This is a genomic window from Aureimonas psammosilenae, assembly GCF_009176975.1.
Lineage (GTDB): Bacteria > Pseudomonadota > Alphaproteobacteria > Rhizobiales > Rhizobiaceae > Plantimonas > Plantimonas psammosilenae.
In genome coordinates, this window is sequence record NZ_WEZG01000013.1 from 122,571 (window position 1) to 142,578 (window position 20,008).

The 20,008-nt window shown below is 60.0% G+C and carries 25 protein-coding genes and 1 other annotated feature; of the genes, 8 read left to right on the forward strand and 17 right to left on the reverse strand.

Features of this window, described 5'->3' with window-relative positions; all coding sequences use genetic code 11:
* Window positions 1–73: 73 nt before the first annotated feature.
* Together F9929_RS24750 and F9929_RS19650 are read right to left on the reverse strand one after the other, a co-directional pair.
* Window positions 74–208 (reverse strand): hypothetical protein, encoded by a 135-nt coding sequence (locus tag F9929_RS24750; RefSeq protein WP_268915675.1) that lies wholly within the window; start codon window positions 206–208, stop codon window positions 74–76.
* Window positions 209–233: 25 nt separating this feature from the next.
* Window positions 234–659 (reverse strand): hypothetical protein, encoded by a 426-nt coding sequence (locus tag F9929_RS19650; RefSeq protein ID WP_152048255.1) that lies wholly within the window; start codon window positions 657–659, stop codon window positions 234–236.
* 98 nt (window positions 660–757) lie between these two features.
* On the opposite strand from F9929_RS19650, the gene F9929_RS19655 reads away from it, so the two are divergent.
* The 7 genes from F9929_RS19655 to F9929_RS19685 all read left to right on the forward strand — a co-directional run bounded on the left by F9929_RS19655 (window position 758) and on the right by F9929_RS19685 (window position 6,176).
* A complete protein-coding gene (locus F9929_RS19655; protein ID WP_235919445.1) occupies window positions 758–1,009 on the forward strand; it encodes a helix-turn-helix domain-containing protein in 252 nt (83 codons plus the stop codon).
* Window positions 1,006–1,512: a MarR family winged helix-turn-helix transcriptional regulator gene (locus F9929_RS19660; RefSeq protein ID WP_152048257.1), complete on the forward strand. Its 507-nt coding sequence runs from the start codon at window positions 1,006–1,008 to the stop codon at window positions 1,510–1,512. The genes F9929_RS19655 and F9929_RS19660 overlap by 4 nt, the downstream gene beginning before the upstream one ends.
* A 464-nt stretch (window positions 1,513–1,976) precedes the next feature.
* Window positions 1,977–2,174, forward strand: coding sequence for a hypothetical protein (locus F9929_RS19665; protein ID WP_152048258.1), 198 nt, complete (start codon window positions 1,977–1,979; stop codon window positions 2,172–2,174).
* 330 nt (window positions 2,175–2,504) lie between these two features.
* Window positions 2,505–2,560, forward strand: a sequence feature (sul1 is cis-regulatory element that is thought to sense ions involved in sulfur or methionine metabolism; They are found in Alphaproteobacteria).
* 73 nt (window positions 2,561–2,633) lie between these two features.
* Window positions 2,634–3,659, forward strand: a complete 1,026-nt coding sequence (locus tag F9929_RS19670; RefSeq protein ID WP_152048259.1) for a hypothetical protein — start codon at window positions 2,634–2,636, stop codon at window positions 3,657–3,659.
* Window positions 3,660–3,662: 3 nt separating this feature from the next.
* The gene (locus F9929_RS19675; protein WP_152048260.1) at window positions 3,663–5,222 is read left to right on the forward strand and encodes an MBOAT family O-acyltransferase; all 1,560 of its coding nucleotides are present in this window, start codon (window positions 3,663–3,665) and stop codon (window positions 5,220–5,222) included.
* Window positions 5,223–5,256: 34 nt separating this feature from the next.
* Window positions 5,257–5,613, forward strand: a complete 357-nt coding sequence (locus tag F9929_RS24135) for a helix-turn-helix transcriptional regulator (RefSeq protein ID WP_193227833.1) — start codon at window positions 5,257–5,259, stop codon at window positions 5,611–5,613.
* Window positions 5,610–6,176 (forward strand): excisionase family DNA-binding protein, encoded by a 567-nt coding sequence (locus F9929_RS19685; RefSeq protein WP_152048261.1) that lies wholly within the window; start codon window positions 5,610–5,612, stop codon window positions 6,174–6,176. Before F9929_RS24135 ends, F9929_RS19685 begins: the two co-directional genes overlap by 4 nt.
* A gap of 7 nt (window positions 6,177–6,183) precedes the next feature.
* On the opposite strand, the gene F9929_RS19690 is transcribed toward F9929_RS19685, so the two are convergent.
* The 7 genes from F9929_RS19690 to F9929_RS24145 all read right to left on the reverse strand — a co-directional run bounded on the left by F9929_RS19690 (window position 6,184) and on the right by F9929_RS24145 (window position 12,773).
* Window positions 6,184–7,722, reverse strand: coding sequence for a hypothetical protein (locus tag F9929_RS19690; RefSeq protein ID WP_152048262.1), 1,539 nt, complete (start codon window positions 7,720–7,722; stop codon window positions 6,184–6,186).
* Window positions 7,722–7,994, reverse strand: coding sequence for a hypothetical protein (locus F9929_RS19695; RefSeq protein ID WP_152048263.1), 273 nt, complete (start codon window positions 7,992–7,994; stop codon window positions 7,722–7,724). The genes F9929_RS19690 and F9929_RS19695 overlap by 1 nt, the downstream gene beginning before the upstream one ends.
* On the reverse strand, window positions 7,991–8,362 hold the full coding sequence (locus F9929_RS19700) for a hypothetical protein (RefSeq protein ID WP_152048264.1): 372 nt from the start codon (window positions 8,360–8,362) through the stop codon (window positions 7,991–7,993). The genes F9929_RS19695 and F9929_RS19700 overlap by 4 nt, the downstream gene beginning before the upstream one ends.
* A gap of 214 nt (window positions 8,363–8,576) precedes the next feature.
* Complete coding sequence (locus F9929_RS19710; protein ID WP_152048266.1) at window positions 8,577–10,562, reverse strand: hypothetical protein; 1,986 nt, start codon at window positions 10,560–10,562, stop codon at window positions 8,577–8,579.
* The gene (locus tag F9929_RS19715) at window positions 10,562–12,241 is read right to left on the reverse strand and encodes a hypothetical protein (RefSeq protein ID WP_152048267.1); all 1,680 of its coding nucleotides are present in this window, start codon (window positions 12,239–12,241) and stop codon (window positions 10,562–10,564) included. The genes F9929_RS19710 and F9929_RS19715 overlap by 1 nt, the downstream gene beginning before the upstream one ends.
* Entirely contained in the window at window positions 12,241–12,621 is a 381-nt protein-coding gene (locus F9929_RS24140) for a hypothetical protein (RefSeq protein ID WP_193227834.1), read from the reverse strand. The genes F9929_RS19715 and F9929_RS24140 overlap by 1 nt, the downstream gene beginning before the upstream one ends.
* Window positions 12,621–12,773 (reverse strand): hypothetical protein, encoded by a 153-nt coding sequence (locus tag F9929_RS24145; protein WP_193227574.1) that lies wholly within the window; start codon window positions 12,771–12,773, stop codon window positions 12,621–12,623. Before F9929_RS24145 ends, F9929_RS24140 begins: the two co-directional genes overlap by 1 nt.
* A gap of 395 nt (window positions 12,774–13,168) precedes the next feature.
* On the opposite strand from F9929_RS24145, the gene F9929_RS24880 reads away from it, so the two are divergent.
* A complete protein-coding gene (locus F9929_RS24880) occupies window positions 13,169–13,909 on the forward strand; it encodes a Crp/Fnr family transcriptional regulator (protein WP_152048268.1) in 741 nt (246 codons plus the stop codon).
* A gap of 544 nt (window positions 13,910–14,453) precedes the next feature.
* On the opposite strand, the gene F9929_RS19730 is transcribed toward F9929_RS24880, so the two are convergent.
* From F9929_RS19730 to F9929_RS19765, 8 genes are all read right to left on the reverse strand, one after another.
* Window positions 14,454–14,666, reverse strand: coding sequence for a hypothetical protein (locus F9929_RS19730; RefSeq protein WP_152048269.1), 213 nt, complete (start codon window positions 14,664–14,666; stop codon window positions 14,454–14,456).
* Window positions 14,667–15,072: 406 nt separating this feature from the next.
* Window positions 15,073–15,660 (reverse strand): hypothetical protein, encoded by a 588-nt coding sequence (locus F9929_RS19735; protein ID WP_152048270.1) that lies wholly within the window; start codon window positions 15,658–15,660, stop codon window positions 15,073–15,075.
* Window positions 15,661–15,662: 2 nt separating this feature from the next.
* Window positions 15,663–17,153: a YfjI family protein gene (locus tag F9929_RS19740; protein WP_152048271.1), complete on the reverse strand. Its 1,491-nt coding sequence runs from the start codon at window positions 17,151–17,153 to the stop codon at window positions 15,663–15,665.
* Window positions 17,153–17,761, reverse strand: a complete 609-nt coding sequence (locus F9929_RS19745; RefSeq protein ID WP_152048272.1) for a hypothetical protein — start codon at window positions 17,759–17,761, stop codon at window positions 17,153–17,155. Before F9929_RS19745 ends, F9929_RS19740 begins: the two co-directional genes overlap by 1 nt.
* The gene (locus F9929_RS19750) at window positions 17,761–18,240 is read right to left on the reverse strand and encodes a RuvC family protein (protein ID WP_152048273.1); all 480 of its coding nucleotides are present in this window, start codon (window positions 18,238–18,240) and stop codon (window positions 17,761–17,763) included. The genes F9929_RS19745 and F9929_RS19750 overlap by 1 nt, the downstream gene beginning before the upstream one ends.
* A 199-nt stretch (window positions 18,241–18,439) precedes the next feature.
* Window positions 18,440–18,661, reverse strand: coding sequence for a helix-turn-helix transcriptional regulator (locus tag F9929_RS19755; protein ID WP_152048274.1), 222 nt, complete (start codon window positions 18,659–18,661; stop codon window positions 18,440–18,442).
* A gap of 98 nt (window positions 18,662–18,759) precedes the next feature.
* Window positions 18,760–19,380 (reverse strand): hypothetical protein, encoded by a 621-nt coding sequence (locus F9929_RS19760; RefSeq protein ID WP_152048275.1) that lies wholly within the window; start codon window positions 19,378–19,380, stop codon window positions 18,760–18,762.
* Window positions 19,381–19,474: 94 nt separating this feature from the next.
* Window positions 19,475–20,008: tyrosine-type recombinase/integrase (locus tag F9929_RS19765; RefSeq protein ID WP_152048276.1), on the reverse strand; the 534-nt coding region annotated here is incomplete at its 5' end.

Genomic DNA, 20,008 nt, shown 5'->3' on the forward strand with positions numbered 1-20,008 from the left:
ATGTCTCCGGGTTGTCAGGAATGGGTTGGGCTATCGAGATCGCGCAGAACTTCGCGCGATGTTGCTAGTCGTCTTAGCGGCCGGCGGTGAGCGTCACGGCACTGTCGAGGCGGGCGGTGCGGACGGCATCAGAGCCGAGCGCGGACACGCCGTAGAAGCTTGCGAGGAAGAGGCCGATGGAGGCCAAGGCGGCAAGGTCGCGGATCATGGACGTATCTCCTTCGGGTTCGATGTCAGGCAGCGTAGGCCGCGCGGATCTGCGCCTCGGCTCGGGCGGCGCTCATGTGCGCCGGCAGGTACTTCACCGCGTCCAAGGCGATCTGCATGGGCGTCAGCGGGCGAAGCTCGACAGGCTTGCGGGGACGAGCGGCGCGGCGCTTGCTATCGGCGTCCACCTGCGCAGCACGGGCATTGATCCACGCTATGCGCAGGACACGAGCGAACAGGCGACGGTCGAAGCGGGCATAACCGCATTCGGCGGCAACGACACGGTAGCGAGCCCAAGCGGCAACCATGATGCCGGCACGGTTGGCGACGAGCCGAGCGGCGAACCAACGGTCCCGCAGGATCGCGGCGAAGGTCTTGCGGCAGAACGCGCCGTTATGGGTGCGGCGGTATTCGGCCCAGGCGGATTTTATGATGGTGGATCGGTTAAGCATGGTGCCATCCATTGCTATTCGCTCTGTTATTAGCTATTTAGCTCATTATAGAGCGCTAATCAATAGCGTTTAGCTAAAATGTGAGCGAAAAAGCTAACGTGACCACAGCGCAGCAAATTCGGGCGGGCCGTGCATTGGTGAACATGGGTCAGAAAGACCTTGCCGATGCAGCGGACATAGCCGTGGCTACTCTTCGCAGAATGGAAAGCGATGATGTCGGGCCGGAGCGTTCATCCTTCGCGGCGGTAGAGAAAGTTCGCGAAGTTCTCGTGCGGGCCGGCGTCATCTTCCTAGACGACGGTTCCAATGTTGAAGGCGGGGCTGGCGTCAGGCTGCGGAAGGGCGAATGAAGGTGGCGAAGTCCGATACCCCTTCAGAGGGTGCTGCCGCCTCTATGGGCGACGCCAACCAGAAGCCTTTCGAAGGCGTAGAGCTTACCTGGCAGCTTCTGTTGATATCGAAATACACCCGAGCGCTCATGTTGGCGAAGCTGGAGAAGATCGGCATTGAGGCCGGCCAAGATCAGCTCATTCACGCTTTGCCTCTTGATGGTTCCTTGGGGGTTAGCGGCGTTGCTGATGCGTTGAATGTCCGCGCTTCCACTGTCTCGAAGATGGCTGATCGCTTGGTTAGAGATGGACTGATACAGAAGGTTCCACACCCTTCAGACCGCCGAAAAACCAATCTCGCTTTGACACCGGACGGCATCGCTAAGAGAGCCGAGATAGAGGAGTTGATGGTTGGTGTAGAACGAGAATTGAGCGCTGGACTTGGCGACAGCGCGGCAGAAATCATCAGCACGTTGGACCGCCTTGATGCGACGGTTCTGAAGAAGTTGCGGCGGTTACGTTAGTCGGAGGTTCCACCCCTTCTCGATAGTCAACCCCAATTCTAGCCGCTGTGCCAATAGTGCAATCAAGACAGTCCAATCAAGGATCCGTCGGCCTCGTTTTGCACAACCCAAAAGCTCACGTGGCCATCATCTACGTCGTCGCCAACGAACCAGTCGTCATAGCGAGGGCGGAAGCTGAGACGAAGGCCTGCGCCGCGAACATATGGCAGCAATTGCAATGGCCGGCTTTGGATGTTTGCGTTCATCGTCCCTTCAAACGCCTATCCCCGCAGCATTGAAAGCCAAGAGTAATTTCCTGTCCGATCATCAGACGGCATACGGTTTCCGAATTTCAGGAATTTGCCTACCTGACGAACTGACAAAACTGACAAAACCCCGGCGACACTACGCGCTATCGTAGGAAGCGGCGGCGGCTGATACGGGCATATCTTTCCCCGTGAAGGATTTGAACGGAGCCCGGCGCAATGAAGGTCCGTGTCTTCGATTGCTCGTCACAGCATCGCATCCAGGGCGCGATTGTCGAGTTGCACGACCTTGTCGGATACGTCAGGCAACAGGTTGGGGCCGATACGGCGGCAAAGCTACGTCAGGATCTGGAGACGACGGGCCGAGCCAGGATTGATGGCGAGTTCGATTGGTTCGAATACGAGCGGGTAGACTGAACCCACCGCGAATTTTCTGGATTTGCTCGGATTGCAAACCCTCAAAACCTTCGAAACCCCCTCGGCCGGAGCAGGAAATCAGTTCCACCCCTGCGAAAGTTGCGAAGGTTCGGCGCGCTGGAAATCAGTTCGGGGCTTGCGACAGTTGCGGCAGTCGCGACACTTCGGGCCTCCAATTGACGGAACAACCGTTCGACATCGATCCATACGAAGCGGCGGCATAGGCCATGGTAGATCTGCTGGGGTGCTACACAAGTTTACGATCTGATGATCGCCAACTGATTTGCCTCTTGTCGAAAGCGCTTTTCCAACGTCTAATAGATGCAGTCATTCGGACCCGGTGCAATTCCGGGTGGCTCTTCCAGCCGCCGATCCGCTGGATAACTGAACTCCTCCAGCCCTCTCTAACAGACCTTTGGCGTCTGCTTCTCCCCAAATTGCAAGCGATAGATCGCTGCAATGGATGGCTGGGAGTTTTGTTGTAAGCAACTACTGACATTCATGTGTAGGATCAATACGAACCCGTGTGTTCGTTTTCTCGTTGCATTCTTTTGTACAATATTCGCGACAACGGTCGCGTTTAGCGCATTGATGCTGACGTTAGCGGCGGCGAAATCACTCCCCGCTCCACCCTTAACGGGTACGAGCTGCATCGATGAGAAGTTCAAGTTTCTCGCCAACAACAAACTTGACGATGTCGATTTCATTGCCGTTGGGTCCTCCCTGACGTGGAGGAATGTCGATGTTAGGGCGTTTGAGCAACACGGTCTGGCAAAGAAAGCAGTCAACGCAGCCCCTTGCTTCCTGCAAATAAGTCAAACCGCGTTCCTGACTGATTTCCTTCTCAGTAAAATGCCGAGCGTCTCGACCGTCCTTGCCGTCGTGGCGCCGAGAGATTTCGAGAATTGCAATGCTCCTCAGGACAGCTTCTTTTCGGTCGATCAAGCCGCACCCTACATCTTTGATAAAAGCTCACCTGCAACGATCTACGCGCGCAATTTCCGGCTCATCGGCTTTTTGACGGATGCAGCGTCAGTTCGCGAAGCACGTACACGCCCGGACAGCCTGAATAATCTGGTTATCGACGCGAAAGGCGGAGGACCGATCGAAGTTAAATCGTCCTGGTTGCCCGCGCCGAAACTCGACGACGCCTGTTTCGATAGTCTGCGAGAACTAGAGCGCGTTGTTAACGGGGGCGGCGCCAAGCTTCTGGTCGTCTCGTTTCCCCAGAGCCCGAGTTGGGGGCAGACGCATGATCCAGCCGGAGTGATACGAGCCGATTTCGACGCAAGGATACGTCGTGCTCTGTCCGATCGCGCCATGTTCATTTCGCAGGATGTCTTCCATGCCAGTGAGGATGCTTACGCCGACGCCGTTCATTTGACATGGCAGATTGCGCAGCAGTTCTCGCAGGCCATCGCCCTAGCCGCTTCGCCGCCAGTGGTTGGCAATACGCTGCCCGCTCAACCCGTGCCGCGAGGCTAAGTCGTGCTTTTCAACTCCTACCTCTTCATCCTGCTTTTCCTTCCCTTGACGCTTTTGGGTTTCTCCTTCGCAGGCCACTTCGGTCGTCGGTGGTCGGAAGCCTTTCTTGTCGTCGCTTCCTTCGTTTTCTACGCGTCGTGGAGCTTCGGCTACGGCATTCTCATCGTCGCTCAACTCGTCTTCAATTTCCTTGTCGGCCGAGCGATCGGTCGCATAAAGCAGGCGGATCGCCGGAAAGCTAAAATGCTCACGGCGCTTGCCGTGTTCGCCAACATCTGCCTGCTGGCATACTTCAAATACACGAATTTCGTCCTCGGCAATCTGTACGAACTGGTCGGGCAGAGCTTCACTGCTCTTCACATCATCTTACCGCTGGCAATCTCGTTTCATACTTTCCAGCAGGTTTCCTACCTTGTCGACGAGTACAAGGAGGACGTGCCGACCTACAGTTTCGTCGAATATTGCCTGTTCGTCCTTTTCTTTCCTCAATTGATCGCTGGCCCGATCGTCCGGCACAGAGAGTTGATCGGAGAACTGCGCCGAATGCCCTTGCGGCTGCGCGCCGAGAACGTCGCGGAAGGCATATGCTTTTTCGTGGTGGGATTGGCGAAGAAGGTACTTCTGGCAGACCAACTCAGTCTGATCGCCGACCCGGTCTTTTCGAACCTCGGATCGCATCCGCCCGACTTGCTACTTGGCCTAGTCGCTACGCTTTCTTTCGGTCTCGGCTTGTATTTCGATTTCTCTGGATATTCGGATATGGCGATTGGGATCTCACGGATGTTCGGGGTCCGTCTGCCCTACAACTTCAACTCGCCCTATCGCAGCCTTTCGATTATCGACTTCTGGCGCCGGTGGCACATCACTCTATCGCTCTGGCTGCGCGACTATCTGTACATTCCTTTGGGAGGCAGCCGCACCGGAGCGTTGGCACGTCAACGCAACCTGATGACAACCATGGTCCTCGGCGGACTGTGGCATGGAGCTTCCTGGAATTTCGTGATTTGGGGCGCATTACATGGCGCCTTTCTCGCAATCAATCACGGGTGGCGCGCGGCTGCGGTGAATGCCGGCTGGACCTTACCTCGCCCACTCGCGTGGCTCGCGACGTTCGCCGCCGTGATGATCGCATGGATTTTCTTCAAAGCCATCAATTTTCATGACGCGTTGACGATGCTCCGCGCCCTTACGGGCTATTATGGTGTTCTGCTCGAAGAGACGCGAACATTCCTGACACTGCCGAGCGATGCGTTTGTCTTCGGCACTTACGGTTGGTTCCGCGAGTGGGCACGCCTGATCTATTATGAAGGCAGCCATTTCCCGGTTCTGGGAGCCGCGCTTCTCATTGCTCTGCTGCCATTGAACACTCAGCATCTCATCGACGGAGCAGAGGGCAAATCGGTGATCGGAGGTTTTTCCGCTGGTATGCTGCAGCGAGTTGGCCGGCTCCAAAGCTATGTTGCCAAACCGACACCGGCTCTTGGCGCGGCTCTGGCGCTCCTGGTCCTTCTGGCTATGACCCGCCTGTCGGAGGTGAAGCAGTTTGTCTACTTCCAGTTTTGAGTTCGCCTTATCTGCTGAGCGATTGGAGAGAACTGTGCCGAGCGGGAACGTCCCGTCCTACGTCAACATCAAGACGCTCGCCTCCGAACTGCAGATCAGCGAAACGCAGGTTTACGCACTCGTGCGAAGCGGCGTTTTGCCGAAGCCGCTGAAGCTAAGCGCTGGGTGCGTCCGCTGGTCGTGGGCCGCTATCGAGACGGCTCTTGCCTCTTTGCAGCCTGGAGGCCAACCTGAAGCGGACAACAACCCCGACCCGTTGATGAGAATGATCCGAGATGCCCAAGCGCGCGAGCGTGGAGAGGAGCCGGACCCAATCATGCAGCGTATCCGCGAGGCGCAGACAGAAAAGGCGCTCGCAAAGGGACCTGATAAGCAGAAGGCCAAGCCGTGAGCCGAGGCCCGCACACCTTCAAGCAATCGGACTTGTTACGGGCCGTGAAAGCAGCTCGTTCGGCGGGTTTGGAGATCCACCAGACCGAAATTCACCCGGATGGGCGGATCATCCTCCGCCATACGCTTGGGGCGATTTCCTATGGTCCTGACACTGAGACAGGAGGGCTACAGGCGGCGGACCATTCAACCGAAATCGAGACGACGCGTGCTGCGGTGGAGCACGTCGCGCCGCGTGAAGGCCAAGTCTTCCTCAAGCCAGAAGAGGTGGCGAAGCGATGGGAGTGCTCGTCTCGGCTTATCCGCCGGATGATCGCGACCGGCGAACTCCGCGCATTGCAGTTAGGCAATAGAATGTTCCGCGTCCCAATCGAAGCAGTCGAGGAACATGAAGACAGTCAGGCTCAGCTTGTACTGTCCAATACGCAGCCGGAAACATTGCTCCCGCCGCAAAAGCGGCCACGTGCCAAACGGCTGGATGTGGGAAAGCTGGCACCGCTCAGAGGGCCGCAGAACCGCCTCGAGCCGGATATGACCCCGACGCCACGTCTTGATAAATCTTGATTTTATATCAAGCCACCCATCCCGGTATCGGTGCTGTCCGCTTCCGCTTCCATACCGGCTCATAGACCGGTTCGGCGAAGGTGAGCGCCACCGCATCCCATTCGTCGGGTGAGCGAACGCCTCTCTTGCGCATGGCCTCCTTGCTTTCGAGGAGAAGCCGCTGGTTGATGTCGTAGCTGTAGGCCGGCGTGCAAGCATCGGCTTGGAGGCTGTCACGGTCGGGAATGTCCGCGCCACCGATCTCGTTGAGCCAGTCGCGCGAGCGCATCCACATCTCGGCACGGCGATTGCGAGGACCGGGGGCCGTCTCGCCTCCGTCTAGAACGATGTCGCTTTCCTGCGGTGCACCACCGAAGTTGATCGGCGTCACCAAGCTCTCGTAGTCGCCGCCCCAGCTATGGAGGATGTCCACGGTGCCAGCGCCCAAGCCTCCCACGTCGATGAAGATGCGCGCCGGCTTGTCACGGTCGATGATGGTCTTGAGCCAGTTGGCCCCTTCCACGACGGAGAGCTTGGAGCGGCTTTCGACCTTCTCCACCTTGCGACCGCGCCGCCATGCCACTGAAAAGCGGTCACCGCCAAAGCGCGCTGGATCAGCGCCGATAACGAGCGGGCCGACGCCTTCTACTGTGAGCTTGCGGGCGGCCACCACAGAGGCCGGCGCGATAAATCCATCATGCCCGGTCATCTGGAAAGCCTCCGCTGCGGTTGCTGGATACTCTTGGCAGAACAAAAGCGGGTCTTTCAGTTCGGCAATCTTGGCCCGTCGCCACGCCATTTGCTCCTGGGTCAACCCATAGGCTTCCGCGTACTCTGTTTCCTCCTCATCCAGCATCATGCCGGGCGGCACAGGTCGCGTGTATTCCGCCTGCCAGAACCATGGGACGAAGATGGCTTGATAGTCCCCGATCCCAGCCTCGGCTTGCTGCCAACGCTCGTGGAACTCACCCCCGACACCGTTGGCCGTGCTTTCCAGTACGATCTCCGTACCAGGGAGATCAGGGATAGCCTGGACGACGCCCGCGAAGTGTGTGCCGGCATTCGGCCAGAAAGCGGCTTCGGAGCCGTGGAAAAGCTGCACCGTCTGCGAGCGTCCAACCGCCTTTGTGCCCGCCGTTCCGACCGCATACCCGCTATCAAGGCGACTGAACGACAACTCCTTGGCGTTTGACGCGCCTGTTTCTGGCTTCACGAGGGCGGGGCAATGCTCGTGGTAGCGTTCCACCATGCCGAAGAGGTTGTTGGTCGCCTCCTGCTCGTGCGTGAGGATGAAGCAGCGCAGGCCCCGGCTATGCGTGACCCGATGGTAGAAGCGAGCGCCTAGATAGGTGGAGATACCCTGTTGCCGTCCCTTCAGGACGAGCGCGCGCACCCTGCCCGTTTCCACTCGCTGCGCTTCAAGCCGCTGGTGGAGGTAGAGTTGCGCCTGGTTGAGGATCAACGGCTCCACCGCGCCACTCTTGGTGCGGATTTTCATGCACCGGGCGGCATAGTGCGGGAAGTCGTCCCGCAGCCGAAGACGGATCTGGCGTTCGCGTTCGTCCATCACTCCAGCGCCGCTAGTGCGTCCTCGTGCGAGATCGTCAGCTTGCCGCTCACTTCCACCGAGGCGAGCTTGGCATGAACATACGGGGCCGCAGCTTTGGCCGCCTCGATGCGGGTGTCATCGTCGTTCTCCGCGTTGCGCATGACGGATAGGAGGTAGTCGAGCGGGGAGATGCCCGTCGCCTCTACCGCCTCCGCTTGCGCCTGAGTTCGCTTGTTGATCGCACCGGCAGGCCGGCCGGCTCCGGTTCGTGCGCCGCCATGCTCGCTCATTGAAGCGTCCCCGCCTCACGCCATGCGAACTCCCGAGCATCCGCCCCGGAGGCGTCCTGGAGGACATCGACCGCACGCCTGAGAAGCATGTCGATGACGCCGCCGTAGAAGACGGCCGGGTTGCCCTCAGCGATTTCAGGGTTGATGTTCATCGCCTCCGCCACGGTGAAGGCGTGGAAGTGGTGAACGAGGGACACGACCGCGAGAACGTCCCGAAGGTCCATATCCTTCTTCAGCGCGTCGTTCGTGATGACGGCTCGGATAGCGCTGCCGAGTTCGGCATCGTCCTCCTTCGAACGACCCATGAGGCGCGCCAGGGTGGCCGCCATGATGGCGTGATCGCTGAACGTCAGGTTCTCGGTGTTCATTGCCTCACCTCGTGATTGCCGCGCGTTGCGGAGTGCGGCAGGATGCAGGACATGAGCCCCACCTCCGTCTTTATCTGGCGAGCCGTCGCGGTCGTCGTGTTCATCGCCGCGATGACTGCGGTCGGTTTCGCGCTAAGATGGTTTGTCCACGCGATCCCGATGCATTTGGTTGATGTTCTGTTGGCGCTCATGACTGGGACCTTCGCCGGCATCTTCATCGGCGCAGCATCGGAGAGGAAGCGAGCAACGGCGTCGTTGCCAGCAACCCACCCCCCACAAGGGCATCAGTCGTATCGCGGCTGAGAAGCGGATTTGTAGTTGCGCTTTCGCGAGCCCCGAGCATATCGAGAAGACCGCGCACGGTTCGTTCCCGGTTGTCTCCCGTGGCCGTGAGCAACGGTCCCAACTCGCGGGCCATCTTATCCCGCTGCGCCGCCGTAAGCTTGTCCACACCCTTCTGTGCGAGCGTGAGGCCTGCATGAACCGCACCAGACGGAACGCGGTTGACGGTGGGGGCTTCGGCTCGGAATGGATTATCAAGGCGGCGGGCTGTTGCGGGACCACCAAGCACCTGATTAGCGGTTTCAGCCATCGCGCCCTCACCCTGAAGCGCTCCGATTAGCTGCCGGCCGTCATCCTCTCCGAGAACCTGAAGGATTTTGCGCTCGTTCCAATCGGCATCGAGAAGCTGACGCCCCTTCAAGCTGCCGTTGCGCACCGAACCCATCGCCTGATCTACGGCGGCGCGGGTGCCAAGCCGCAAGGCCTGCCGCTCCGCATCGCTCATGTCCGCCACTTCGGCCGCGAGGAAGTCGGGATGCACCTTACGCCCGAAGAGGGTTTGCCCCGTCTCAAACGCTTCCTTCACCGCCGCGTCATCGGCAAAAGTCTGGCGGGCCTGCGCGTAGATCGGGCTGGAAGCCTTCATCTGGCCTCGCAGCACCTTGCCCACCTCGTTGAGCGCGTGCCCCACATCGGAGCGTCCGCCCTCGAAGGCCGATTTCGTTTGCGCCCTGACACGGCGCTCAAGCCGGTCAAGGTGATCGATGCCGGTTCGCTGCGATTGCCCGTCCGTCAGATGCGAACGAACCCACGATAGCGCCTTGTCCACGTCATCGGCAGGAAGCCCCGAGGGGCCGGCGATACGGTCGGCCGGCGTCATCAGTTGCCCGTCGATGGCCTGGATAACCGGGTTCACGTCTACCGGCAGGTTCTCGGCACGGGCCTGCGCATAGAGAGGATCGGCGCGGCCCTTCGCTTCCCTCGCCATATCGGCAAGCGTCTGCTGGACGTTCGGGCGCGGGCCTAGCACGTCATCGTAAGCAGAGGTGATCCGGCCGCCTGCGGCGTTGCCGCGCTCCCTTACGGCGTTGATGACGTTCGACCGTGATGGCGCGTTCGAATGGGCAAGTTGCTCCGTCATGTATCGGAGCCCTTCGCTGGTATCCGCCAGCATGGCGCTAGGCCCCATCTCACGCGCGCGCTGCGCCACATCGTCTAGGGTCAGGCCCTCGTTCGCGACCGTGCGCCGGAGAAGGTCTTGCGCTCCACGGCCCACCGGGCCGCCCCGAGCCGCCAGGACATCCGAAATTGCGTTGACGCCCTTCCCGACCGCTGCACCGAGCGGGAGCGCGGCTAGTCCTACTCCTCCACCGATGAGGGCTCCGGCCTTCGCCTCGCTCAGCCGAGCCTCCAAGCCTCCCTCACCCGCACCGAAACCTTGTACGGCTCCCGTACCCGCGCCTGTCGCTCCAGAAAGAGCGAGCTTTTCGAACGCTGATCGCCCCGCGCCTCCAAAGATGCCAGCGCCCGCAACGGGAGCCGTCGATGCGATGCCCCCCGCAAGCTGGCCCGCCATGTACGAGCCGGGGGCCTCTTCCTGCGCCTGACGGTTCTGCACGCGGATCTGGTCGCGAAGCTCACCGTAAGAACGCCCTTCCGGCTGGCCCGGAATGAAGCTGGCGAGGTATTCCGAAGCAGCACCAAGGCCAGCCCCGAGTTCGTCGCCAAAGCTGAGGGAAGCACCATCGAGCGCACCAAGGTAGGCACCGCGCGCCATCTTGTAGCCATCGGAACCGCCGTCGCCATGCGGCTGCGCTTCCTGCACGATGGGCGAAGACTTCCACCAGTCATCGGCTGCATCCGTTTGCGCCTGAACATCTGGCTCAACGACCGGGGAGCTATCCCACCAATTCGCCATCAGGGTTTCCTCCGGGTCGTGCCGTCAGGGGCCACGAACATCGTGCCGCGCGGGAGGGCGTTCAGTTCAGCGGCAGAGCGAGGCCGCGCCACCTGACCGCCCTGCGGCCAGTTGCCTCCCGTGTTTGCCGGGGCCGGCGCACCCGTTGGAGGCGGCGGAGCATCGCCGACCGGCGGCGGATCGTTCGGCTTGCTGCGGAAGGCCTTGAACCGCTCGTAGGGGTTTGGAAGCTGGCGGATTTGCTTCTCGGCTTCCTGCCATGTGATGCCGCCATTCTCCTTCGGCAGCGTCGCGCGCGATGCGATCTCGGCAGCGTCCATCTTGTTGTTCTGGATCGCCTGGAAGGTGTCGGTGATGATCTCGTTGCCGCCCTGCGTGTTGCCGAGGCCCGGCAGCGACGTGAGGAACTGGCGTGCGTCGAAGTCGGAGGAGGCCCCGGAGCCGGCAGGCCTCATGTTCGGGGCCATGCGGGCGATGATGCTATTATAGGCCTGGGTCTCATCAAGGCCGTCGAGCTTGAAGCCGAGCGCATCGGCGTAGGGGCCAAGGGCAGAGAGGACTTGAGCGCCCTTCCCCGTTCCAATGGTCCTGCCGAGGTCGGCAAGCTGCTGAACATCGCCCAGCATCTGAGAGGCACCGTTGCCGGCTTCCACGATGTCACCAAGACGCTTGGCCGCCGCCTCGTCCGTCTTCTCCTGAAACTTGGACGAGTTGTCGCCTGTGTTGATCGTCACGCCCGATTTGCCGATGGCATCGACCTTGTTGTCTGGTCCGACTTGGTAAGCCGCTCCGGGCGGAAGGCCCATCCGCGCGGCCTCATCCGCACTGAGCGTCCGATATCCCTCGCCCTTCCGACCCGCGATTTCCGCCTGAAGATCGGCTTGCCTTTTACGCAGCGCGTAATCGCGATCCTCGTTCGCCTGTTGCGCACCGAAGGTCGCTTCCTGCCACCTCCTGCGCTCTTGACGTTCGTCGCGCGCATCGCGTCGCTCCTGACGCTGGTTCAGAGCCTGAGAGAAGACCCGGCCATCACCAGCGATGAGGGCCGCCCCGAGGGAGCCGAGAACGTCGCCGAACTGTTCTGACTTGAGAAACGAACTGACGCTTTCGAACGGGTCGGGCTCCGGCCCGGGATCATATCCGCCAATGCCGCCAAGGCCTCCGATACGGCGCGACTGCTTCGGTCCCGCCGGATCGTAGGCAAGCCCTGTCCCCTCCGTGTCGCCACCGCTGCCAAGGTTGAAGTTCTCGTTGATCGCGGCGGCAGCACCGGTCGGCTTCGGATCGCCCGCGTAGGCCTGCGGAGATCCGGGGATACCCTGCCGGTTGCCGACGCCAGCCGCCTTTGCGCCATACCATGCGCCCCACCCGTTTTGCGCGGCATGGGACAGCGCGAAATCAATCTGAGCATCTACCGTGGACGGATCGGAAGGGTCCAAGCCCGTCTTCGCCATGAAGTCGTTGCCCATCCCTTTCGGGAAGTTCTGCCCGTCACCGACGAGAAGCTGGAATGGACCGAAGCTCGGCTCGCGCATTCCGTTCTTCATGACGTTGGACTGATAGATGCCGCCGCCCAAGCCTTCGGAGCGCGCAACCTTCACTGCGATCTCAGGGTCAATCCCGTACTTCTTGGCATCGGCGCGGATCTTTGCCGTCGCGGCTGCGAGATCGTAAGCCATCAAGCGGCCTCCACGTTGGAAAGGGGCAACTCCCGCACCAAGACCGCTTCGGTGCGATACGCGCAGAGCAAGTCGCGAGCGTCGGACGGGGCAGCGAGTGAAACGGCGTGACAGTCCAGCGCCAAGGCAGCGGCTTCAACGTCCAGCATCAAGCTCTGGATCTGCGCCGCGTCGCCAACAGCGAGGGCATGGTAGACCCGCCGGCCGGTCGGGTACTCATCGATATTGGCGAGGATCGCGGCGTCATCGGCCGAGAACAGCCGCACGACACCCGCCCTGATATCGTCGTCGACATGGTGCTGGCGGAACTTGTGCCCGATCCGCTGCGCCAGGAGCGGCCAGTGAGGCCCGAGGTTCTGCACTTCCTGCGCGCCGGCCATCAAGCGGCCCTCGGCTGTGCATGGAGGCGAGCAAGCAGAGCTTCGCGCACGATCTGCGCCGGCTTCTTGCCCTCACGCTTGGCGGCCTCTTCCAACGCCTTTGCGGTGCCGCTCGGGGCGCGGACATTGAGGTATTCAGGATACTGCGACACGGCCTTGCTCCGTTGCGGTATAATGATACCACATATAGCATCGGAGTAAGACGGTGTCGAAGTCGTTTTGATCTGGGTTAGTAGTCGATCACTGACTTCGCTGATCGCTTATGAGCTACTAGGTGGCAAGTGATGCCCCAACCAATCTAAAGCCTCATCAACCGTGCCGTAGATCGATTGGTCCTTGCAAATACCACCGAACAACACCTCAAAATGCCATCGACCTTGGTCTTGACGATGCAGCCTATCATCAAGTCGAACGAGCACCCCTAAAAGTATATCATCATTGAAAACGAGCAGAGCGTTTCTGTCGTCACTACGCGTATCTATTTTGACGGCTTGAGTAGAAAGCATTAGTGACACCGATTGAAAGTAATGCCTAACTTGGCTTTGTGATGATTAATGGCTCTGTGAGCACGGGTACCCCGTCCGAAGTTTTGAGCCGGCGGCTATCACGTCGATGGGATTTGCCTCCGTCAGCACTTTCCCTGCTGCGGGACATCGATTTCGATGTGCAAACGTTGCCAAGTCGAACCAGCATCATCGAGGAAGGCCAACGGGCCACTGCCTGCTGTCTTATCCTCGACGGCGTCACGTCACGCTTTCAATTAACGCAAGGTGGCGAGCGTCAGATCCATGAAGTGCATGTCGCAGGTGACATGCCTGACCTACTCAGCCTGCATCTCAGAAAGATGGACCATAGCCTTCGAACACTCTCGGAATGCCGAGTAGCTTTTGTAACGCATGAGCAGATTTGGGGGTTATGTCGGCAATCCGAGGAGATAAACGCAGCCCTATGGCGCGAGACACTAATCGATGCAGCTATATTCCGAACGTCCATCATACGCGTAGGGCGTCTGCCGGCGGTATCGCGCGTCGCTCATCTTTTCGTTGAGCTGACTTTACGTCTTCAGTTAATCGGAAGAGCCGAAGACAATCATTTTAATATCGAACTATCTCAACAGGAGATGGGCGATGTCCTAGCGTTATCGTTTGTGAGCGTAAACCGAGCGCTCAAAGAGTTGCGATCCTATTCAATCGTCAGACTTATCAATAGATACCTCACCATTCTGGACTGGGATAAGCTCGTCAGCATAGCCCAGTTCGAGGACACGTACCTTCACTTGAAGGAGTGATACAGACTGCGGATCCATGCTCGGCCCGCGTGAAGATCCGTTCGCTGCTCCTGTCCACGCACCACCCCTTTCTCCTCGCGAACGTGAGCCGGTAGGCAGCGGGGAGCCGGGTGGCAGTATGGCATTGAGGCTATATGGATACTGCGACGCTGCGCTTCTTCAATACGGTATACGAGCACCGCATATGGCACGCTACTCAAATGTTCGCATTTTTCTATGCCATTGGCTCAGGGTCTGTCGAACCGCATTCGCCAAATAAAAACGGCCGGCGATATGCGCCGACCGCTCGTACCCGAAATTCAGTGCAGCCGGTTCAGTTCTGTTGACGCCGGGACCGCGCTGTTCACGTCCGCAGGTTACTCCTGCGTCATCTGAACGTTCGTTGCATCCATGCTCCGCGACCGGTGCGCGCGTTCGCTTACTTGGCGCTGGGCCCATCCGTCCATCCACTCGCGGTGCATAGTGGACCCGTCCGGGAACTGGCAGGAAGCGGTGGGTGCTTCATTGAGAAAGGCCTGCCCGCCTTGCGTGAATGGAGTGGTGTTCATGATCGAATTCCTTTTGCATTTTGATTGGCCGATGACTGTTCAGCCAGTTTCAAATCGAGTTCGGAAGCGAGCCGGGCAATCTCGGCATTGTCTCGCAGGGATGTCGCATATCGCGCGGCAACGCCCATCCCTCGTGACGTGACGATTGGTGACGGCTTCCGAATGTTTTGGATGCGATCCCGTGAGGGATATTTGTTCCAGTACGGCATGTCAGCCTCCGACCATCATGAGCGGTTTCGCCCGTAGCTGAGGTCTTGCTTCCGACCCCGTTTCATCTGTTTGGGTGGACAAGTCGCAAGCGTTACTGACTTCGACGCCCTGCGGAAATGAGTGTGGCAGGATAACGGTAGAATTCGGCGCATGAAGTCTACGGAGGCGTTTCCGCCCCGGCCCGGACATCAGCATTGGGTAAACTTTCGGTCAGCCGGATGATTGATCGCATCACGCAGAAGCGTGGAAAATCCGACACCATTCTATTGGAACAAGTGCCAGTCGCTCGGAAACGTTCCAAGCACGATCGTCCGAATACAGACGATTATTGTTGTCTCAGGGGACATCAGTCCTCAGCACGGGCCTTCGCGAATGTCTAACGTTCGAGCATCGGCACAATCATGCTCAGAACCGCCCCCTAGTGAAGATCCGTCGCCCCTCGCATTCCACGACCCAGCCCTTGCGTTTGGCGAAGACGAGACGCTGAGCCTCGGCCGATCCAGCGGGTAAGGCGGCGATGAGACGGTCCAGGTGTCGGTCGTATTCGGCGGCTGGCACTTCCACGGCCGGCCGTAGGATCGTCACGCCAGGGCCGGGCTCGGGCATCCAGTTGGCGGGGCGGTCTTCGAAGCGCCCTGCGCTGACATTAGGAGAGTGGACAAGTTTGCCACTCTCTTTGGCGCTACGGATGGACGCGGCGATGGTCGGTTTAAGGTCCGAGCCTTCGACCTTTTCGGGCCGCCCATGATGGGAACCCTCGCCGCGCTCCTGCACCGCATCGTCGTCCGCGTCGCCATAGACAGCTAGACGCTCTTCGCGGTCGAAAGAGCAAGCCTCCTCCGCCTCCTCTGATTTTTCAAATTTCGGTTCCACCCGTGCGAAAGTTGCGAATTTTGCGAAAGTCTCCGAGGGGTCGCTCTGATTATTCGCAACTTTCGCAACATTCGCAGACCCCCTTTCGATTTTCGCGAGATCGAAACGGCGGTAAGCCATCATCATCCCTCCCTCACAATGCGCAACTTACGAGGGCGCTTTTCGGTCTCTTCGACCCATCCGTGAGCAACGAGGGTCGCGACCGCTTCATCAGCGGAGGACTTCAAACGGATCGCGTTCGGAGCCAGCCGCAGAATATCGCTGAAGGTGACAATCTCCTTGCCGGTGCCGTGCATCCAGTCGAGTAGGAGCTTGGCTTTGATAAGCTTCGGGTCCATCCGCGCCGCCTGCTGAAGTCGCAGCGCCTCCTCCAGATACCAATCAGCGAGGGTGACCGCGTTCTCCATCTCGCTCGCGCCGATTTCCGTAACCCTCACGTCCTCGACAATGGCGAGGATGCCGGCGATCCGGGCGGCATGCTCGGCAATCTTGGCGGCCAAGTCGCCAATGGGGGCAAGCTCGCGCCCTTTGCCTAGCTGCCCCTCTACATGGTCGAAGAAGGTCTTCCAGATGACTTCGGCTTCCGGTGAGAACTTCAGGCTCCGGGGCTGAAGTTCGTTCCTCTTGCCGTCAGCCAGCGGCAAAGGCGCTTCGAGGATCGACAACGTACGAGCGCCATAAGCTCGGATTGCTGCATCGTCGTGCGGACACACGTCCTTGTAAGCTCGGGTTCCGGCAATGCTTGTCGGCGACACCACGAGGACGCGGGAAAGGAGCCCCTGGTCTCGGAGAAGAGGATCGGCAAGGAAGCCGGCCGCCGCTTCCGGTTGGACCATCAGGTGGAGCGCAAGGCGACGGCCCTCAAGGATACTGACACCATCGCCGGCCCGAACCCGCTTGATCGTTTTTCCATCCCAAATCTCGGAGAAGCCCGCCGCAGACTTGAGGCGGTTGTCTTGGTTCATGCCATGGCCGCCGGTGAACTGCCCGCCTTCGGCCGTGAAGATGCCGAGCGCGGCCGGCGCGTTCACCCAAGCCTTGATAAGGCCTTCAATTGTCGGATCGGGCGCGGTGATGAACGGGAAGAGCGGGCGCGGCGGTTCGTCGCCAAGGGCGCGTAGCTCGTCCATCTGACCAGAATAGTTCAGCTTCTTGTCGGCTTCGATCTTTTTGCGCTGCGCCTGCCACGCGGCGGCCTCTATCGACCAATCCTTGATAGCGAGGTCGTATTCCTCCTTGAGGGCCTTTTCCCTTTTACGGATCGGCCACAAGGCCTCGGCATCGGCGCTAGACTTGCGATCTCCCGACCCCGCCAGCGTGACGAGGAACAGGCTCAGAGGGCGCTCCTGTCCGAAGGGCATCAGAACATCAGCATGGGCCTGCGCACCGAGCGATGCGACAGCCAGAACGGATTGCGCCGCGATAGCGGGCGGCACTTGGATCTTGTTGGCGATGGCCTGCGCTGCCTTTGAAAGGGTCGGGCCAAGGGCATCAACCGGATACTCTTCTGACGGAAGAAGTTCCGGGTAGAGCGGAAGCGGATCGTCGGCGCGATGAGTGCTGGCCGGCCGGCGGTCGCGGATGTTTATGGGCTTAAAGTCTTGGGCTTGCATCACGCCGCCTTTCGGATTGCGGAGGAAATGGGAGCGACAAAGCGAACGGAGCCGGCCAAAGCCTCCACCATTTCGGCGAGTTCTTCGGAGTGCTTAAGGTCTTCACCGCTGATCTTGCCGGCCGCGTCGAGGAAGCGGCGGGCGGCAATGGCAGGGTCTAGGACGACGACACCCCGGCAACCTGCCTGGAGCCAGCCCAAAGGCGTTCTGAATGCCATCAAGGGGCTATCGAAGACGTAGGAAGCCGCAGAGGTGATGTTCCACGCCCCGAGGCAGTCAGCCCGGCCGAACATGCGTCGGACGCGGGTAGGGTCGGCAACCTGCCACGCCACAAGATCCAAGACGGTCTCGCAGTCGGAGGCGTATGCTTCGATGACGGCGGCCACCACAGCCTTGTCATCGCTGGTCGGGGCGAACTCGAAACCGCCGTCACGTAACGGCCGGATCGTCGTGACCGCCATGCAGCCGCAGAAGTCGCGGATGGGGTCGGCATCGGCAAGGGAGCGAACCCCCAGGCCATTGTCGCGGATGTAGTCGAGATATGCGCCATGGGGCTTTGCAGCGGCATAGAGCTTGGCGCGGGCCGCCATGATGTCGAAGGCGATCATCACGAGACGCCTCCCGCCACAATGGTCTCCGCACCGAAGCGAGCGATAAGCGCCGCCTCGGCCCGTCCATGGTCTTTCTTGCGCCCGAAGTGTTCGGAGGCAGGCCAGAGCCGCAGAGCCAAGGCGCGAGCCTCTTCCTTGTCGGCAGAGAGACGGAAGTGCTTCTTCCAGCGCCCCGGCGTCACGAGGTGCGTAGGAATGTCGAGCGCCAGCACCACGCCCCGCACAATCCCGTAGGAGCATCCGAAGTTAAAGGTGGAAGAGACGCCCTGTTTCGGCATCGGCCCCACCTTCTCGATAACCGCCATGGTCGGAGCCATCTGGCGGATACGCTTCGCCAGGGTGACGGCATCGATTTCGCCGGCTGCGAGCGGCACGTCTTCAGCGGCAATCAGGCCAGGATGCGAGGGGAAGTAGAAGCTGATGGCCCCGGAAGCTCCGGGGTCCGCGCCAAGGATGCAGGTTTCGGGGGCGGTCATCGTGACACCCCCTTTGCGAATGCGTGTTCCGCCAAGACGCGGGAGACGCTGGCGCTGACCGAAAATCGCGATGCGATATAAGCGGCCTGATTGAAAAGGACGGGGTTCTGAGCTACTTCAGGATTGTTCCCTGCCAGGACAATTCCCGAAGCCCGCTTGCTCTGCCCGGAGCGGCGGGTTTCAACGTTGTGGGCCATGATTACGCTGCCTCCTCCATGTGCGAGGGCAAGCGACGGCCATCACGCTCCGCGATGCGGGCGCGCTGCCAGTCAGCGATTTCGGTTTCCAACCAGCCGACAGACTGCCGGCTAAGGCGAATGGGCTTCGGGAACTTGCCTTCGCCAATCAGGTCGTAGATGGCGCTCCGCCGGAGGCCGGTGGCCTTCTCAACATCGGGACGCCGGAGGATGGTCTGAACCATCGAACTTCCTTTCCACGTTCGAACCGAGGCGGTTGCACTCGGCATGGCGTGGAAGGTGCTCGGTCTTAGGAGGCCTGTCCTTCAATAACTCGGAAAACTCAGCCTTCCGAGTTTTCCGAAATAGCAGCAAAGAAACGATCACTGTATTTTCGGACCGATCTGGGATCGGGGCCACCATTCTGATACTTTCTCGCCATCCAATCCTGCAGCCATTCGAACACAATGTCTGCCGTCTTTGGATTGAGAGAACCAGTATAGCAGGCTCGCCCTAGCTCAATCAGTCCGCCTTCGTAGTCGTACTTCGCTGGACGGCCGCCAACACCTTTGCGAGAACTGGAGTTGGGAAAGTCATCCTTGCTCGAAAGACTGCCAACTGGCTTCCACTCATTGAGTAGGCTCGGACCTCTGCGAGCATGATCAAGCTCATCTAGCCAGCGAGATAGTGATTGGGTTTCGATTTGGATGGGCTCTATCCAAGTCTCATAGAAAACACCGTCACCTCCCTTCCAAAGGTCTGGACGCTCGGAAAACATCGCTTCTTCATCTGGGCTGCCGTGCACAGCGCGCCCCGTTTTTCGTATTGTTCCCATTCCCGTTACGTTGCCCGCTTCAACGGCACCGCAGATGAGCTTTAGCGGACTGCTCGAGTACAGCGGCAATCGAGCTGAGAAGCGCGCAACGGCTTCCATGAGGGGTATCCAATTGTTGGATTTTGCCATCGCTACGCCTCGCGATCCGCCAGGGACCGCAGGGAAACCGATGGCGTATCGGCTTGTCGGCTGGCCGGCCTATCCCTGCGGGTTCAATGCGGCTCTAGCCGCGTAACTTCACGACTTCGCCGGCCGGTTTGATCGTGCTGCAGAAGGTTGCCCAATCCGCCATCATGCGATGACGCTTCTCGAATAGATCCCCGCGCCGATAGGCAGCTTCGACCTTGTTCCCGATGGTGTGCGCCAGAGCCATCTCCACCATGTCGCTGGGATAGGCCGTCGTCTCCGCCGCCCAATCGCGGAAGGTAGATCGGAAGCCATGGGCGGTGATGTCGGCATGATCCATGCGCCTCAGCGTCATCAGAAGCGCCATATTCGAGAGCGGCTTCCCCTTCTTGTCGCCGATGAAGACATGCGGGTTGCCGTCCTCGCGCGGCAGAGCGTCTAGGATGGCGAGCGCCCGATCTGACAACGGGACGCGGTGCGGCCGGCCGGCCTTCATGCGCTCCGCTGGGATCGTCCATAGCTTTGCGTCCTTATCGACCTCGCTCCAGCGTGCGCCGACTACTTCACCGGTACGGCCGGCCGTGAGAATGGCAAACTCCAGCGCTCGCGCACCTACCCCTTCGGCCTGCCG